This is a genomic window from Psychrobacillus sp. OK028, assembly GCF_900103605.1.
Lineage (GTDB): Bacteria > Bacillota > Bacilli > Bacillales_A > Planococcaceae > Psychrobacillus.
This window is the reverse complement of record NZ_FNHY01000001.1, coordinates 1-16,656: the sequence shown is the minus strand read 5'-3', so window position 1 is coordinate 16,656 and position 16,656 is coordinate 1. Positions and strand designations below refer to the sequence as shown.

Below are 16,656 nucleotides of genomic sequence, written 5' to 3'. Positions count from 1 at the left end.
AATTCACCTCAATATATTTGTTTATTTTAAACCACTATTCATAAATAGAGATACCGTTATTAATAGTGTAGGGAATTTTATAACGGTCCGCTATATTCATAAAGTGTTGTAATGCCACATCATACTCTTTCCTCAAAACCTGTAAAATTTTGTTTATTTCCACATCTTTTAAAGTAAGTCTCAATTTGATTTACCTCAATGCCTTCAGTAAAACTTATAAACGTTTCAATAAGAAAAAAAGATTTACTCCTTCTTGAAGTAAAGCACCCGTTAGCTTAAGTATATTTTTTCACAATAGACACATTATTTACCTACAAAATAAACAGTAAAAATTAACCCATTTATTAGCCCTACAATCCCCAATATAAATGAAGCCATAAACCATTTTAGGAATTTTTCTATTTTACCCACCTCTTCAATAATTTCATATGTTATCTTATTCCACATAATCGTAAAAAAACCTTCTTATTCAACTAACCTGCACCGTTAATTCAATAAAAAAAGCTTTACCCCTTCTTGAAGTAAAGCACTACGTTAGTGAAAAATAATTATATTTTCGATGTACAAATTTTATTGATGATATGATAATTAACTTCAGTTGTGCCTGAACACACACAAGGAGGCTTACTCACCTACCATACCGTCCCCATCACGATCGTCCATATATGGGTATAACCAATGATCACTCGTTATAGGCATCCTAAAGCCTGCAGCTTTTGCTTCTTTGATTGTGACCTGTCCATTACCGTTTGTATCAAAGCTAGAAATATCACCGTTTGCGTTTGATTCTGTTGATCTAGCTGGTTCAGTTGATTCAACCGATTCACCGCCTGTTAAACCGAGTGATTCGTTTACATTATCAGGGTTCACGTTATCAAATGTATCAACAATTACGTTACCTCTTAATGTATAAGTATACTTATAACTGGAAGGAATCTGCGTTTTCGTATTTTGATATGTGATAATCGCTTCGAATTTCTTTGCTCCGCCTGCCTTACGGATCGCGTCTTCCAAATAAGCCTGATCACCATGTCGGTTGAGCGTACTTTCTTGTGGGGTAATATTATAAGCATTCGATACCCCTCCGAGAGAATCAGCAATGATATGTCCTTCATCTAAATCGTCTCTTTCGACGCCAGGAACTTTCGCCTCATCAGAATAGTATCTGCCAGACGATGTTACAGCTTCGTTATTGTCATCTTGTAGGATGATTTCGTCAGCAATGACACGTACTAGTTGCCCGTGTTCATTTGTAAACGCCCAATATTCACGATCCCCATAACCAATGTCAACGACGACGTTAGGTTCACGATAACCAGACAAATCGACACCATCAATTTCAATAAGTTTGAATCCTGCGAACAGTTCTTTATTAAGAGGTTCGGTTAACAACTTTGCCGTTTTCAATACTTTCTTGTAATCGCCTAAATAATCATATTGTGACTTGTCATTGCTGTCGTAACTAAGGGAAATTGAGATTATTTTCCCAGTATTTATGTTATAGACAAATGAATCAATTCCAGTAGAAACTACTTCATCTCCTTTTGTATGAGATTCGAAGTATGTAATTGTCCAACCAGGCAACCCCGCAATTGAGGTTTTCTCTGATTTTTGTAGTTCTTTGTTAGCAAAATCTTTACTATCGAGGATACTCTTAAGATTAGAAGATATTTGGTTATAAAAATCTTCTTCTGTCCCTAAATATTCTACGCTTTGAAACTCTATATACGCATAATAATCTTCTTCTTCAGGGTAATAGTGCATCCAAGTTTCCGTAGAATCTTTGTCTAACACATCGAAATAAGAAGGAAATGAAAAACCAATTCCACTCCAAGTATCGTTTTGTTCGTTTTTGTGTCGAATCCGCTTACAGTTCTATCAAAAGAGACTTCGCCTGTTTCCGTGACTTCAGGAGTCCTCGTTGTTTTCGGCAATGTCTCGGTCATTACGTCCTTATAGTCCTCGCTTTTAAGGTCAGACGAAGAATCAGGGACAATTTATTTTATTCTCCTTGTTATCACCTGACTCACAGGCTGCCAGTGACATTACCAGCACCAGAGTCATCAAACTGGTACTCAGTTTTTTCATCGGTTTATGCTCCTTTAGAAATGGTAGTATCTGAATCTTTACTGGAACAAAAGATTCCATCATTTTATCGATATCTTTGCCTAATTCAAATTCACTCTAATGATCATCAAATCCTAATTGATCAATTAAATGTGCGTTGCAACGATCACACTTACAATCAACATTAGAAAATTTTTCAACTATTTAAAGATGATTTTTTGTAATTGATTGCCAAACTGAAAGCCCATGTACATACTCCATTGAAACCATAGTTTGTCCATATACTACGCTGTACCCTACAACTTTATTGATTAAGGAAGCTTGCATCGGCTCTTTCATTCTTTCGAAATGAATTAAATGCATATAATGCTGCTCATCTTCATGCAATCCTTCATCATTACAATAGTCGCTAATCTCAACTACTCCTGTTGCTATTCCTCTAGCAATTATTCCTTTACCATTGCTATAAAGAAAAACAAGATCATTAGGTTGAACATGATCAATTTTCTCTTTCCATGGAGAAAAATAGGCAGCGAACTTCGCATTAAGTAACATATCTTGTTCGTCTTCTCCCTCTGGGCGATTCGTTCGATTCGTATTAATTAGATAGGCTTTTCGCATTTTATATTCCCCTTCATAAATATACTGTTCTAAATAAAGAAGTAACTGTCAGTGCTTCAGTGCTTGCTGCTGGAATATATACTATACCAATGAATAATGATTGTGTATTTCCAGTATTGTCAACTCCACCGTCTACATAAACAGTTGAGTTCGTACTAACAAATAACAATAAGCAATAAAATCGTTTTCTATGTCAGATTTAAATTTCTTTTTAAAATCATCGTAGAAAGTTAGTAATCTCAATTCGTTTAAATTTAGGAATTGCTTTTGTGTACAATCCAATTTTTTCTACGATTTCACTAACTAAACCATACGCACGACCGTTTTTCACTTCGATTGCTTTACTTAACGTTACTGTTTTGCCATTTACAATTGCTGATTTACTTCCATTTGTTAAGATAATTTTCTGACCGTCATAAGCAATTTCTAAACCACCTTTTGCCATTGTTATACCTGTTCCGTATTGTAATGCACCATATAGGTCTACAAAGTAATCATCTCCCACTACTACAGGGTTTTGAGCTAGTGTATCCCATTTCACATCCGTATTTCGGTAAGCTACAAAATCATTGTCATATCGGTGAATATCAATTAAAAATTTACCTGTTTGTGTTGGCTGAGAAGGCATTTGGTTATAAATAGAAGAGTTTAAATAGGCAAAGTCTGAATCCATAAAAGTAGAATCCTTATATGATTTCCCGTTATACGCAATAACTTCACGCATTGGATAATCAATATAATTACCTGCATAACTTTTAATATAACCAGGTAATTTTAGTGCAAACCATTCATCTGGTGTGCGGTGAAAAGCATCTTTTCCATCTTCAGCAAAGCGTTTACGTAAATCTAAATAATATTCTTCCATCATATCTTCTACAACAATCTTCGCTTCGGTCTTCCACTCACGTTGTACAATCACATGATTGTGTTGAGGATAAGCTTGTTTCAACTCCGCTAACGTCATATCTTTATAAGATTTATTCGTAACAGGTGGTTTAGGAGCAGTTACAGTTCCCCCCTCAATAACCGTCAACATATTGTAGATAACCTTAGCTGTTTCTGCTCTTGTACCGATATTTGTACCAGCAAAGTTCTTGCCACTATACGCCGTCATAACGTTGTAGTAATACATGCGTTGAACTGATGTTTTTGCATATGCTCCCACTTTCGATGTATCGCTAAAATCAAGAGTTTTCGTTTTTGTATAAGAACCTTTTAATTGCATTGCTCTGTCTATCATAACTGCCATTTCTTGACGATTAACTGCAACATTCGGTTTGAATGTCCCATCAGAGAAACCTTTGATAGTTCCTGCTTTGTAGGCTTTGCTTACTCCGTCATATAGTTCTGCTGATTTGGGTACATCTTTAAATTTGCTTGTTGCGGTTGGAAGATTTAAAGCTCTTGCGACAAATGCCGCAAATTCTGCTCTTGTTACTTGTTTTGTTGGTTTAAATGTACCATCAGAGAAACCATTAATTACACCACGTTCTACTAAGTTTGTAATAGCTTTATAGTTTACATGACTTGTTGGTACATCTGTAAAGGATTTAGTTGCTGCTTCTGTAGAATTATCTTTAAAGATATTTAACAAAGAAAAAATTAAAAAAAACGTAATAACTATTTTCAACCTATTTTTATCCAATTAATTATACCTCCTAAAATATATACAAGTACAATACTATCAGATTAGTTTGTCATTGGGTTAGGTTTTTTGACATAAAAAATAACGCTAGCTTATGCTGCGCAACATTTCATCTGATAGTAAACCATATTGTTCTTTAGCATCTTCGAATCTTTTTATATGGTTATTCAATTTTTTCTCAGTATCGCTAAGAATTTATCAAATACAGCAATATCTTGCCGATTATCAATTTCCCTGTTTATACTCTTCCATTCTTTTGTACAATAAATTAAATATGTCACTATTAATACTACGAGTATGAAAGTTTCTTGAATTATAAGTTACTTATGTCAAATGGTTAGATCCAATAGGTACTAGTTTCCTATTCGCTTTGGAAATTAAAATACCTCTGACTTTCAGTGGTTCTACCATTGGAACATAGTTTTAAACTTTACTATTATATCTTTCGATGACTAATATCTTTAATTGTATATATCACTCGATAGTTCATTTCTTTGAGACGGAATGTACTATTTCCAATACAACGTGCATAACCTTACATATTAACTTATTTTTATGGGGGCTGTGGTTATGGTAGAAGTGGACCAGCCGCAAATTCGTATGTAGTATGAGTAATTGGTACGATTAGACGCGAATTATTGAATTATTAGATCAAATCTTACCACTAAACCAATTGCACTTACATAAAATACTTAATGAATCTATAAAAGACTATTACAACACGAACCGATCAAATCAAGGTATCGAAGGTATGATACCATTTTCTTCACCTGTGTATCTTCTAACAAAAGCTGCGATACAAAACTAGAAGCAACACCTGTGTTAAACAGTCTTTATCATAACTACAAAAAAAGTAGCTTAACATCATAATAAATTTTTAAAAGCCTTCAGAAAAAAGTTTTTTGTCATGCCTTTCTTTTTCCATTTTTTTCATTCCACCGCATGTATCCACTTGATCCTGTCTAGAATAAACATACCGTTCACAATCAATAGAGAAATTACACTACAAATTTGGTTGATTTAATCGTAATTTTTCGAGAATTTACTTTTTGAAGGAGACAACCAAGTTTAAGTAATTATTTTGGAGTATTCTAATCAAAATCTATCCAAACATATCGATTTTTAATAATCAGTAAAAGGAAATGAGGAGAAGAGATGAAACGATTAATGTGTTTGGTATTATTATCGATACTTATAGGCACTGGTTGCAGCAGTTTTGTATTCAATCAAGAATCAATAGAAGAATATGAGGAATATACTCTTCGCCAAGAGGAATTAATAGGGAACCTTTTTTCTAAATATTCAGAGCATATGTCAAGATTACCAGAAACAGAGGGTTCGGAGGATTGGATTAGACAGGGGCGTATAATTGTTATAGATATTCAAAGACGTGTTGATGAATTTAGAGATTATGATACTAATGATGTTCCCGAAAAATATAAAGAGCTTCATGAAAAATATAGAAGTATCTATTCTGAAACAGAGCGTATATGCCGTGAGAGCCTTTTGTTCTACAAGAATATAGAAGAAAATAATTATGATGAAGTAGAAAAAAACTTGAAGCAAATTGAAAAAATACTTAATGGTGTTTATTTAATGACTTATGAATTAAGTGATATTGCTAATGAATCACAGTCACAGTAATTTAAAATGGTTCACAATGATCCCTCTTCAAATAGAAATAGCCCTAACTCCTCGGAAGGAATTAGGGCTTAATTTTTGTATTCAAGATAATTATATATGCTTGAACCTCTATTTGATTCAGTTAACTACTAAAAAGGAAAGACTCGCAGAGATTTTTTCACCAGACGAGTGCAGAACGTGTGCCAAAAAAAGTGAAATATATTGGTGATTATCATCTCCAATTAATAAATGTTCAATCAACTCAATTCCTATAATTTTGCCTGCCTCTACCAATCGTTTTGTTACTTCAATATCTTCTTGGCTTGGTTCCGTTCTGCCAATAGGTTGATTGTGAGCCACTATTATTGAAGCTGAGTTAGACATAATTGCCGTTTTCATTACTTCTCTTGGATGTAAAATACTCGCATCCAAACTACCAATGTGACAGACATTAATAGCCGTTGGTTGATTTTTCACATACAAACACATTACGACAAATTACTCTCTATTTAATCCACCTAGAAATTGTTTGAACAACTTGTAGCCATCTCCTGGACTTCGCACAGAACGCTCCGTGTACAACAAACTCGTTTCCTTCACCAATCTAAGTGACACGATATCCACCCGTTTAGCAGGTCACTTTGTGTAGAAACCAAGCCATTGCGACAAACATTTCTCTATCAGCATCTTCTAGGAAGGTGCGAATGATCTCGTAGCTATCTCTTGGAGAACGGACATGACGATCCTTGTACAAAAAACTTGTTTCTTTGACGACTTTTAATGAAACGATATTCACACGCTTCGCTGGTAATCTCTCTAATGCACCTTCTTTCACTCTTAATAGTTCAACCCGCCCTACTCTTTGTCCTTCATACTTATACACAGACTTTCCTCCTTCAATAGAAATAGCCCTAATTCCTCGGAAGGAATTAGGGCATTTATTAAGCTTATTCAAATTAATAATATAAGTTTATTTTCCTATTTGATTCGGTATCTACTAAAAAGAAAACCCCGGCAGAGATTTCTCTCTACAAGGCTCTCTCTCATTCAATTATTCAATTCAGAAGAATAGAATTGTCAGAAATGTTTTAGAACATTTTATATCGTGTATTATTTATTCCCTCAGTTGTATTAGAAAGACAAAGACAATATTTTAAAAAACCCTCAATCGATATTTATCGATTGAGGGCTTCAAAATAATATTAATCTATCAATTAATAATTATTCAGCAATAACCTTTACAGTTTTCACTTTTCCATCTACTACATAAGTTAGATTAAAGCTATCCCCAGCTTCAACTCCACCAAATGTTAATGTAGCAGTACCATTACCAGAAGAAACTGTAGGAACAGTAGCATCATTATCTGCATTAACAAAGTTTGTAGCTGTTAGTAGAATTGTAGATGTAGCAGAAATATCTTGTCCGTATTGGTCAGTTATTTCTAATACAGCTTTTAAATCAGCAGATGCTGTAACATCTGCAATAGCGCCAGTTAATACATTACCGTCAACAGTAATACCTGCAGCAGTTTTCAAATCAATTGTTTCAGCTACAGGAGCCGCTTTAGTAACTTTTACTGCTTTATCCAATATTACTGGACCATTGGTTGCATCAACAATTACTTTTACATTTAAGCTTGCTTCTGTATTATTAGTACCTTGAACAACATCATCAGCACGTAAAACGTCTAGTTTTCCAGCACTATAAGTTAATCCAGTTGAAGTTTGTACAGTATAATAAGATGCTGGTACAACAACTTTTTTACCGTCAGCCAACACACCATATACCACTAGGTCACGTGTATAACCTTCAGCTCCAGCACCTGCTTCGTCATAAATTGGAGCAACATCTTTAACTTCGTAAGAAACGATATCAGATTTAGCTACAACTTTAACATTAACTTCAAGTTCACTTGAATCTACGTCAACTGCAGTTCCTGCTGCATTAACTTTTTGAAGTGTTACAACAATACTTTCTGAACCTTTTTTAGCCCCAGTAATAGTTGAAGTAGCAGCATCAGAAGCAATAACAGAACCAGTTACTGTGATTTTATCGTCAGCGACATCAGTTTTTGCAACTTTCACTAAGTATTTTCCTGCATTAGCAACACCAGCTGCTGTAGCTGAAAGATTACTAGCCAAATCAAAGTCACGACCATATTGGTCTTTTACTACTAAACTATCTGCAGTTAATGCAAAAGTACCACCAACAGCTAAATCAGTAACGATATCTTTTGTAGCTGTAACTACTTTTGCGTCAGCAGCTGCTTTTACATCAACTACAAGAGTTGCTACTTTACCATTTGATGATGTTGCAGTAACGATTACTTTACGAGCTGTACCACCTGTATCAGTTAATACTAATTTAGCGTTACCAGTTTGTGTGTCATTAACAAATGCTACTGTAGCATTTGCATCGTTATCAGAAACCGTAACTCCTTTAGGACCATTCAATACCGAGGTTTTAGTGATTGCTGCACCGTCTACACCAAATACTGAGAATGGAATGACAGTATCTTCTAAAGCAACTGCTAATTCAGGAGCAGATAAAGAAACTGCATCAGCTTTTACGCCCTCTTTTACATCTACTACATACTGAGCTACTTTACCAGTTGTTTTAGAGATAATTGAAACTGTAGCTTTACCAGCTTTTAAACCACCAGCTGGTGCTTTAAGTTCAAGAACTGTTTGTGTTTTCCCATCAATAGTTACTGATTCAAAAGTTGGAGTAGCAACTCCACCTTTAACATCAATTACTGAAGCATCAGAAGTCGTAACAATTACATCTCCTGCAATGCTACCAAATGGAATTTTATTTCCATATTGATCATTAGCATTAACAAGAAGGTGGAAATCAGTTGCAGTTGCGTCTGTTGTAAGTGCAGCAGTTGCATCAGCATTATAAAGTCCAGAAATAGTAACATCTGAAACTGTAGCTTTATTTGAAACAGTTAAAACTTTAGAAGTAAAAGTAGATGTTGCAGAATCAAGAATACTTAATGAAATTTTATCTCCAGTTTTAAAATCAGCACCAGTTGTTGTAATTGTAACTAGACCATTTGCAGGAGTTGCTACTGTAGTTCCAGTTACATTAGAAGTAACTGTTAAGTTTGTAGCAGTTTTAGTGATATCTTCACCATATTGGTTTAATACTTTATAAGTAGTAGTTACAATTTTAGGATCCGTAGCAGAAATAACTGCATTTTCAGATAAAACATCTAACTTAGCAACTTTTTCGTTTTCAACTTTAGCAGTTTTAACTAATGCTTGTTCAGTTAAACCAGTTACTGTTACTGTGTAGTCACCAGCAGTTAGTTTACTAGAAAGTTCAAGAGTAGCTGATTTTTTATCATCCGCAAAAGTTACTTTAGCTACATTTGCTGTAATACTACCTTTTTTAACTGCAAACTGTGCTTTAGTAGTATCAACAGCACCTTTGAACTCTACTTTTAAGCTTTTAGCAGTATTCGCACTTACTGATACAACTTCAGGAGTTGCAGGTACAAGTGTTTCTGAACGGTAAACAAATAGAGCGAATTCTCCACGAGTTACAGCAGCTGTTGAAGCAAAAGTAGTTGCTGTTTTACCTAAAGTGATGTTGTTAGCAACTAAAGCGTCAACGAATGCATCCCAGTTACTGTTTACGTCTACAAATGAGTTCTTTGTAGTACCAGCTTCTAATTCGTATGCATTAGCAATGATTTTAGCCATTTCTTGACGAGTGATGTTAGCATCTGGAGCGAAAGTTGTTGCTGTTTTACCAGAAACAATTTTAGCTGCAACTAATGCATTAACTGCACCAGCAACACGCGCATTAACATCTTTGAAACCAGCGTCTGGAGCTTTAGTAGTGTCAAGTTTTAACGCGTTTGCGATCATTACAGCTGCATCACCACGAGTGATTGTAGCAGTTGTTCCGAAAGTAGTTTCTGTTTTACCTTTTGCGATATCGTTAGCAATTAAGTAGTCAACTGCTGTTTTGTAAGTAGAACTTACATCTGTGAAAGATGCTGCTAGTGCTGTTGGTGCAATTGCAGTTGCTACTAAAGTAGCTGTTGCTGCAGTAGCAACGAATTTTTTGTACGACTTTGGTTGGTAAGCCATGTGTAGAATTCCTCCTTGATTTGTCAATCATTTTATAACTCTATGAGATATTTCATAGATACAGTTTAAATTATATCAGTTAAAACTTAGTTGCGCTACTAAATTTATGAAATTTAATTAAATGTTACTAATTTCATAGTTTATTTTAGCGAAATTTGGGTTTAACCAATATATATATATAAACTCTTTACCTATTTTACCAAAAGTATCCTAAATTTCAACTACATCCTGAAAATTAGTGGAAATTTTTTTTAATTCTTTGAATCTCCTAAAACAAAAACTTCATATCCAGCTTTTTCCCATGTTCTTCTATTAATACAGTTTTTAGTGTCTATAATGATGGAATGGTTCATTTGGTCCTTTAAAACAGTTGGATCTAAGTCTTTAAATACTTGGTGATCCGTTAAGATTAATATCGCATCTGCCTTATCTAGTGCAACTTCAAGCTGTTGCGTTTGTTTTTCTAAATTGTTTTCTTTAATATGTGGGTCAAATGCAATATAATCGATATTTCTTTCATGCAATTGCTCAATTACTTCCATTGAAGGACTTTCACGCATGTCGTCGATATTTCCTTTAAAGGCAAGACCTAGCACTGCAATTTTTGGTTGTTCGATTCCTTTTGCTTTCAATACATCTTTGGCCAACTGAGCAGTATATGCTGGCATGCCATCATTTGTGCTTCTAGCTAAGTGAATAATTTGAGCATTTTGTTGGTCAAGCTCTACTAGGAACCATGGATCTACTGCTATACAGTGTCCACCAACACCTGGTCCTGGTGTATGAATATTCACACGTGGGTGGTAGTTCGCCAGTTTGATGGCCTCCCAAATATTCACACCGATATTTCCAGCAATTTTTGCTAGCTCGTTTGCAAAGGCGATATTAACGTCACGGTATGTGTTTTCCATTACTTTTACTAGCTCTGCAGTTGTTGCATCGGTTTCATGCATCTTCCCTTTTACAAAAGAGCTATATAGTTCAGTCGTCATTGTTGCCGATTTTGGGTTGATCCCTCCGATAATACGGTCGTTTGAAACTAGTTCTTCAAAAACACGACCAGGTATTACTCGTTCTGGAGAGTGAGATACAAATAGCTCATCCCCGATTGCTAGTCCCGATTTTACTAATTCAGGAAGCATTACATGTTCAACTGTTTTTGGTGGTACTGTAGATTCTAAAATTACTAGGTTGCCAGCTTCCACAAATGGAACAATCGATGCTGTTGCCGTACGAACGTATTCAAGATCTGCTGTTTTGTCCGGTTTAATCGGAGATGGTACAGCTATGATGAACACATCTGCTTTTTGAGCCGTTGTAGATACAGTAAGATTGCCGGAGTCAATCGCTTTGTTTAAACGTTCTTGTAATCCTTCCTCTTCTATATGTAATTGCTTGTTTTGTAATTTTTCTACAGCTTTAGCATTCACGTCGACACCATGTACTATATGCCCATGATTTGAAAACATGACTGCCGTCGGTAAACCAATATATCCTAATCCAACTACACAAATTGTTTTTTTCATCGTTTATTCATTCTCCTTCTATTTAAATACTAGTTATTTGTTGTTCTTTTCCTTTAATACTCTAAATAAAAAAATCGGCAAGTTTAGCTGCCTTTTTAATCTTGATGGACTTGATATTAAACGGTACAGCCATTCCAGTCCAAGTTTGCGGAATATAGCCGGTGCTCTCTTAACTGTTCCAGAGAATACATCGAAGCTTCCACCTACTCCTTGAAATACTTTGACGTTTGAAAGTTTGTCCATGTTTCGTTCAATCCACAATTCCTGCTTCGGACTTCCTAATGCAACAAATAGAATTTTAGCTCCACTTGCTTGAATTCTTTCTACAAGTGCCGCTTCATCTTTATCGTACCCATTTGTATACCCAGCTACTGGTATAGATGGGTGCTCTTTTTGAATATTTTCAATTGCTAGCTTTACCGTTTCTTCTTTCGCACCATAAAAGTACACGGGATGCTGTTTGTTTGCAGCAAAGGCTAACAACGTTGCCATCATGTCTACTCCTGTGACACGACTTTTTAGGTTTCCGCCTTTAAGTTTAGATGCCAAAAGAACGCCAACACCATCTGCTATTTGATAGGTTGCGTTATTTATAAGTTTTTTAACCGCGGAGTCCTTTTGTGCTGTAATAATTTTTTCTGGGTTTACAGCGATGATTGTCGACTGTTCTTCCCTTTGTATTCTATTTTCTAAATCACTTATGATTCCTTCATATGTAAGTAGAGATACATCTACTCCTAAGTAGGTTTCTTTCATGTGTAAGTCCTCAATTCTTTTTCACTTTGAACTTAATAATTATAGCAGATTCTTTGTATAGTTGCATAACTTCCATCACAAGTGATAGAATTTGGTCATATCATGCTTTCACAGCCTCGTGAAAGCTTTTGTTATGAGGAGGATTAATTATTTTGAAAATTGTACTTTCCGGCTTTTATGGATTAGGAAATACTGGCGATGAAGCCATTTTAAAAGCAATCGTTGATAACTTACGGAGTGAATTAGATAACCCTGATATAACGGTTTTCTCCCTATCACCCGAAAAAACATCTCAAGAACATAAGGTTAAATCGGTGTATCGTGGATGGAGACATGAAAACAAACAAAAAGTGAAAGCTCTTCGTGAAGCAGATTTACTTATCTCTGGTGGAGGCGGCTTACTACAGGATACGTATCCTACTAAGTTCTTGTTCGGGCCGCTCCCTTATTATTTGTTAATTGTATTTTTAGCTAAGCTATGTGGGGCGAAGGTTATGTTCTTCTCACAAGGTATCGGTCCCGTTACTTCTACTTGGGGTAAAATTCTTATGAAGGTTTTTGCTAATATGGCGAATTTCGTAACAGTTCGCGATCAGTATTCTAAGGACTATCTTCATTCATTAGGCGTTAAGAGACCTGAAACTGTTGTTACTGCTGATATTGTTTTTGCGTTCCAAGGAACAGAGGATACTTCTGCTTATGATTCACTAGGCTTAGATGGTTCTGAGAGAATCGTTGCTGTTGCACCTAGACCATGGTTTGAGCAGGAAGAAGAATATATAGAAAAACTAGCATGGACACTTGATCGATTAATCGAACAGCGTAGTGTTACTCCAGTGTTCGTACCAATGGAGCCTCCGTATGATACAAAAGTATCTAAACGCATAATAGAAAAGATGGAGCATGGGGACAAAACTAAATTACTAGGTGATCATTTTACTCCTAACCAATTCTATCAATTTATCGGTAAAGCAGATGTAACAATCGCACTTCGTTTGCATGCACTAATTTTCTCCGCACTAAGCAATGTACCGCATATTGGACTTAGCTATGATCGCAAGGTGGAAAGCTTCTTAAAACGTTCGGGGATGTGGAAGCATTCATTCACTTTGGAAGAGTTTAATAGAGAAGAGTTACTTGAGTCAGCTCTTTATTCATTAGATAATTCTGTTGAAGTGAAGCAAATGATGGAACCTAATGTAGAGGCACTTCGTCAAGAAGCAAAGCGAAACGTTTATTTATTAAAAGAGAAATTTGGAGGACTTAAATAATGAAAATACTACTAGCTACATCCTATGACTACCCTCATTTAGGTGGACTTTCTACACATATGGCTACTCTTCAAAAGGGTTTGGAGGAGCGTGGTCACACAGTAGATATCATATCGTTTAGTGATACTCCTAAATGGAAGCGTGATTTCATCGCTCGTGGTCCTTCCTTTTTGTTAAATAAAGTGAAAAAAGGTTCTGGATACGTATGGACATTAAAACGCAGAAAAGATTTTTTGGAACAGCTTGTGAAAGAACGTATTTCAAAAAATTACGATATCATTAATGCGCAGGATGTGTTTGCGACTGAAGCAGCTTTAACATCAAATATTCCTACAGTTAGTACTGTTCACGGTTATTTAACATTTGAAAGTATTTCGAAGGGTTCTGTCGATAAGGATTCCACTCAAGCAGAAGCATTAATGACGGCTGAACGTGAAATGTATAAAGCAACTCGTGCTATTATTACGGTAGATACTCGTATTAAGGATTATGTGAAAAAGGAAACTGGCGTGGAAGGTACTATGATTAAAAACTTCATCGACGTGGAATCCTTCAAGCCTGAGGTAGAGCGTCGTGCTGAGTTCCGTACAAAGCATAATTTAAGCCAGGACGAGCTATTATTCTTCGTTCCAAGACGGTTAACGAAAAAAAATGGCGTGATTTACCCTGTTCTATCTTTCCCACCAGTATTAGAGAAGTTCCCTAATGCACGTATTGTATTTGCAGGTACTGGAGAGATGTTTGAGGAAATCAAATCGAAAGCAAAAGAATTAGGCGTTGAAAATAATATCACCATGCTAGGTGCTATTGACCATAAAGAGATGATTGAGTATTATGCATTAAGTGACGTTGTTCTAGTCCCTTCTATTTATAGTGCTGGTGTGGAGGAAGCAACTTCTATTTCTGCGTTAGAGGCGATGGGTTCTGGAGTTCCACTGATTGCATGTGCAGTCGGCGGCTTGAAGGAAATTGTTGACCATGAAAAGGATGGCTTATTAGTTGCTGAACGTAATGTGGAAGAGCTATCGGATGCAATGATTTATTTACTTGAAAATAAAGAGATAGGTCAAAAGCTTGCAGATGCTGCTCGCGCTAAAATTATTGCTGAGTACTCACACTATGCAGCTGCTGAAAAATATGAGGCTGTTTATAAAAAAGCGTTAAATAAATAATGTAAGAGCTCCTTGCAGTCTATGTAAGGAGCTTTTCTAGATATAGGAGATAAAGGTATGAGCAGTTTAAAAAAGGCAGCGATTTGGACAACCGCAATCGCATTGCTTGTGAAGGTTTCGGGTTTTATAAGAGAAGCGATTGTTGCGAAGGAATTTGGTGTATCAAATGAAACAGATGGTTACTTTTTAGCGTTTAGTTTCATTACGCTTGTGGTTGCAATGATATCCACTGGATTTAATAATGTATTTTTGCCGATGTATATAAAACGGAAAAAAGCTGGGACGGATACCTCTGATGGTAATGCAAATGCATTGCTGAACTGGACAATGGTTGGGTTTGGTATTGTCAGTATTTTAGGATGGTTTTTCTCTCCTAAGTTTGTGCCGTTTATTTATTTTAATATGAAGCCAGAAATTGAGCCATTTGCTGTTGAGATGACTCAAATATTCTTTGCATTTATGACGATTATTGCTTTAAGCGGATTATTGGATTCTTATTTACAATCTCGTCGTATTTTCGTGCCTTCTCAGCTTGCGAAGCTATTGGGTACGTTGATGGCTGCGATATTTGCGATTTTATTTAGCTCTAGTATGGGCATTTACTCATTAGTATATGGATTTATAGCTGGTACAGGACTTGGTGTTGTTATACAAATCTATTATTTAGGTAGATCTGATTATAAATGGCGTCCTAACTTTTCGATGGAAAAGGATTTTAAGAAGGCTTTTGCTATTCTAATCGTCCCATCGCTATTGAACTCGGTTGTCGGTCAAGTGAATTTATTCGTCAATAAGGCATTTGCATCTGGGGAAGGATTAGCAACGGGTGCTGTTACCTATTTGAATAACGCATCATTATTAGTAAGTATTCCGAATGCCATTTATGCTACGACACTTGCTGCAATTATTTTCACGTTAATGAGTGAGCAAATTGATGATGTAGCGAAATTTAAGCAAACCTTTTTCAAGGGAATGGAGATTTCGTTGATCACCTTGTTACCAATTTCTATCGGATTATTGGTCGTCGGGGAAGCAGCTCTGTCGTTTATATATGAGCGCGGAAAGTTCACTTCTGTGGATACACATAATACGTATTTAGCATTATTGTATTATTTACCTATTATTGTATTCCAAGGAATGCAGCTGATTTTGAGTAAATCGATGTATGCGCGAGGTAAAACTGCGGTCGTGTTCAGAATAAGTGTGACGACTATAGCTATTAACTTTTTGCTGAACTGGTTACTAGTTGATAAGTATGGTTATCCAGCGCTTGCAATTGCTGCTTCCGTTGTGAGTATTTATTACTTTGTAGTTTCGATGATTGTTGTCTATCGTGATTTAGGGATGGATGAGTTTAAACGTTTTGTGCGTATGTCCGTTCGAGTTGTGGTTCCTTCTGTTTTGATGGGGGTTATCGTGTGGGGAGTCAAGATGTTGATCCCTATGGAGGATTGGTATTCGCTTATTCAGTTAGCTATTTTGGTTCCTGTTGGGATTGTCGCTTATGCGGTTTTGTTGCGAGTGATATATCGCAGTGGGTTTACGAGATTGCTACAAATGGTGAAGAGGTAGTACTGTTTAGAGGGCGTGACCGTGGTCACGACCCTCTTTTTGTTGGATGGCTTTTTGCTCAGGCGAAAAGCTTCGTTTTTGGATTTTACTCTCGGAGGGATTGGGATTACTCTCGGTCGAGGTGGATTTACTCGCGGAGTCGGATTGGATACTCTCGGTCTATAGGGTAGTGTCAAGAATTATGTGTAAACAAAGTACCTAGAATTATTGAGTGGAATTTAATTACTGCGAACTAAAGAGAACTTGTTCTCTGTCCACTTTATATGGAGAGGTGGGCGTGATAGGATAATCTTGATAAG

11 protein-coding genes and 1 pseudogene are annotated in these 16,656 nt (G+C 36.0%); 4 read left to right on the top strand and 8 right to left on the bottom strand.

Annotation, left to right across the window (positions count from 1 at the left end):
* Nucleotides 1–624: 624 nt before the first annotated feature.
* From BLR36_RS00060 to BLR36_RS00050, 3 genes are all read right to left on the bottom strand, one after another.
* Nucleotides 625–1,764: a DNA/RNA non-specific endonuclease gene (locus BLR36_RS00060; RefSeq protein WP_254771293.1), complete on the bottom strand. Its 1,140-nt coding sequence runs from the start codon at nucleotides 1,762–1,764 to the stop codon at nucleotides 625–627.
* Between the two features lie 507 nt (nucleotides 1,765–2,271).
* Nucleotides 2,272–2,688: a hypothetical protein gene (locus BLR36_RS00055; protein WP_093059158.1), complete on the bottom strand. Its 417-nt coding sequence runs from the start codon at nucleotides 2,686–2,688 to the stop codon at nucleotides 2,272–2,274.
* 217 nt (nucleotides 2,689–2,905) lie between these two features.
* Nucleotides 2,906–4,333, bottom strand: coding sequence for an S-layer homology domain-containing protein (locus tag BLR36_RS00050; RefSeq protein WP_093059156.1), 1,428 nt, complete (start codon nucleotides 4,331–4,333; stop codon nucleotides 2,906–2,908).
* Between the two features lie 1,155 nt (nucleotides 4,334–5,488).
* Here BLR36_RS00050 and BLR36_RS00045 point away from each other — a divergent pair.
* Nucleotides 5,489–5,977, top strand: a complete 489-nt coding sequence (locus BLR36_RS00045) for a hypothetical protein (RefSeq protein ID WP_093059154.1) — start codon at nucleotides 5,489–5,491, stop codon at nucleotides 5,975–5,977.
* A 117-nt stretch (nucleotides 5,978–6,094) separates the two neighbouring features.
* Here the strand turns inward: BLR36_RS00045 and BLR36_RS00040 are convergent.
* The 5 genes and pseudogenes from BLR36_RS00040 to BLR36_RS00020 form a co-directional block, all read right to left on the bottom strand.
* Nucleotides 6,095–6,580, bottom strand: a pseudogene (locus BLR36_RS00040) (JAB domain-containing protein).
* 4 nt (nucleotides 6,581–6,584) lie between these two features.
* The gene (locus tag BLR36_RS00035; protein ID WP_093059152.1) at nucleotides 6,585–6,839 is read right to left on the bottom strand and encodes a hypothetical protein; all 255 of its coding nucleotides are present in this window, start codon (nucleotides 6,837–6,839) and stop codon (nucleotides 6,585–6,587) included.
* A 338-nt stretch (nucleotides 6,840–7,177) separates the two neighbouring features.
* Nucleotides 7,178–10,060 carry an S-layer homology domain-containing protein gene (locus tag BLR36_RS00030; protein ID WP_093059149.1) on the bottom strand — a complete coding sequence of 961 codons (2,883 nt, stop codon included), beginning with the start codon at nucleotides 10,058–10,060 and terminating at the stop codon, nucleotides 7,178–7,180.
* Between the two features lie 251 nt (nucleotides 10,061–10,311).
* Nucleotides 10,312–11,586 (bottom strand): nucleotide sugar dehydrogenase, encoded by a 1,275-nt coding sequence (locus BLR36_RS00025; protein WP_093059147.1) that lies wholly within the window; start codon nucleotides 11,584–11,586, stop codon nucleotides 10,312–10,314.
* A 33-nt stretch (nucleotides 11,587–11,619) separates the two neighbouring features.
* Entirely contained in the window at nucleotides 11,620–12,342 is a 723-nt protein-coding gene (locus BLR36_RS00020; protein WP_093059145.1) for a WecB/TagA/CpsF family glycosyltransferase, read from the bottom strand.
* Nucleotides 12,343–12,494: 152 nt separating this feature from the next.
* On the opposite strand from BLR36_RS00020, the gene csaB reads away from it, so the two are divergent.
* From csaB to murJ, 3 genes are read left to right on the top strand one after another with little or no spacing between them, the layout of a single operon-like run.
* A complete protein-coding gene (csaB, locus tag BLR36_RS00015) occupies nucleotides 12,495–13,613 on the top strand; it encodes a polysaccharide pyruvyl transferase CsaB (RefSeq protein ID WP_093059143.1) in 1,119 nt (372 codons plus the stop codon).
* Nucleotides 13,613–14,785 (top strand): glycosyltransferase family 4 protein, encoded by a 1,173-nt coding sequence (locus BLR36_RS00010; protein WP_093059141.1) that lies wholly within the window; start codon nucleotides 13,613–13,615, stop codon nucleotides 14,783–14,785. The genes csaB and BLR36_RS00010 overlap by 1 nt, the downstream gene beginning before the upstream one ends.
* Before the next feature lie 57 nt (nucleotides 14,786–14,842).
* Complete coding sequence (gene murJ, locus BLR36_RS00005) at nucleotides 14,843–16,357, top strand: murein biosynthesis integral membrane protein MurJ (RefSeq protein ID WP_093059139.1); 1,515 nt, start codon at nucleotides 14,843–14,845, stop codon at nucleotides 16,355–16,357.
* Nucleotides 16,358–16,656 lie beyond the last annotated feature (299 nt).

What these genes read in the sequence shown, in the direction of transcription:
- BLR36_RS00045 (WP_093059154.1), top strand. Translation starts at nt 5,489, where the DNA reads ATGAAACGATTAATGTGTTTGGTATTATTATCGATACTTATAGGCACT.
- BLR36_RS00025 (WP_093059147.1), bottom strand. Translation starts at nt 11,586, where the DNA reads ATGAAAAAAACAATTTGTGTAGTTGGATTAGGATATATTGGTTTACCG.
- BLR36_RS00060 (WP_254771293.1), bottom strand. Translation starts at nt 1,764, where the DNA reads ATGCACTATTACCCTGAAGAAGAAGATTATTATGCGTATATAGAGTTT.
- murJ (WP_093059139.1), top strand. Translation starts at nt 14,843, where the DNA reads ATGAGCAGTTTAAAAAAGGCAGCGATTTGGACAACCGCAATCGCATTG.
- BLR36_RS00010 (WP_093059141.1), top strand. Translation starts at nt 13,613, where the DNA reads ATGAAAATACTACTAGCTACATCCTATGACTACCCTCATTTAGGTGGA.
- BLR36_RS00030 (WP_093059149.1), bottom strand. Translation starts at nt 10,060, where the DNA reads ATGGCTTACCAACCAAAGTCGTACAAAAAATTCGTTGCTACTGCAGCA.
- BLR36_RS00055 (WP_093059158.1), bottom strand. Translation starts at nt 2,688, where the DNA reads ATGCGAAAAGCCTATCTAATTAATACGAATCGAACGAATCGCCCAGAG.
- BLR36_RS00020 (WP_093059145.1), bottom strand. Translation starts at nt 12,342, where the DNA reads ATGAAAGAAACCTACTTAGGAGTAGATGTATCTCTACTTACATATGAA.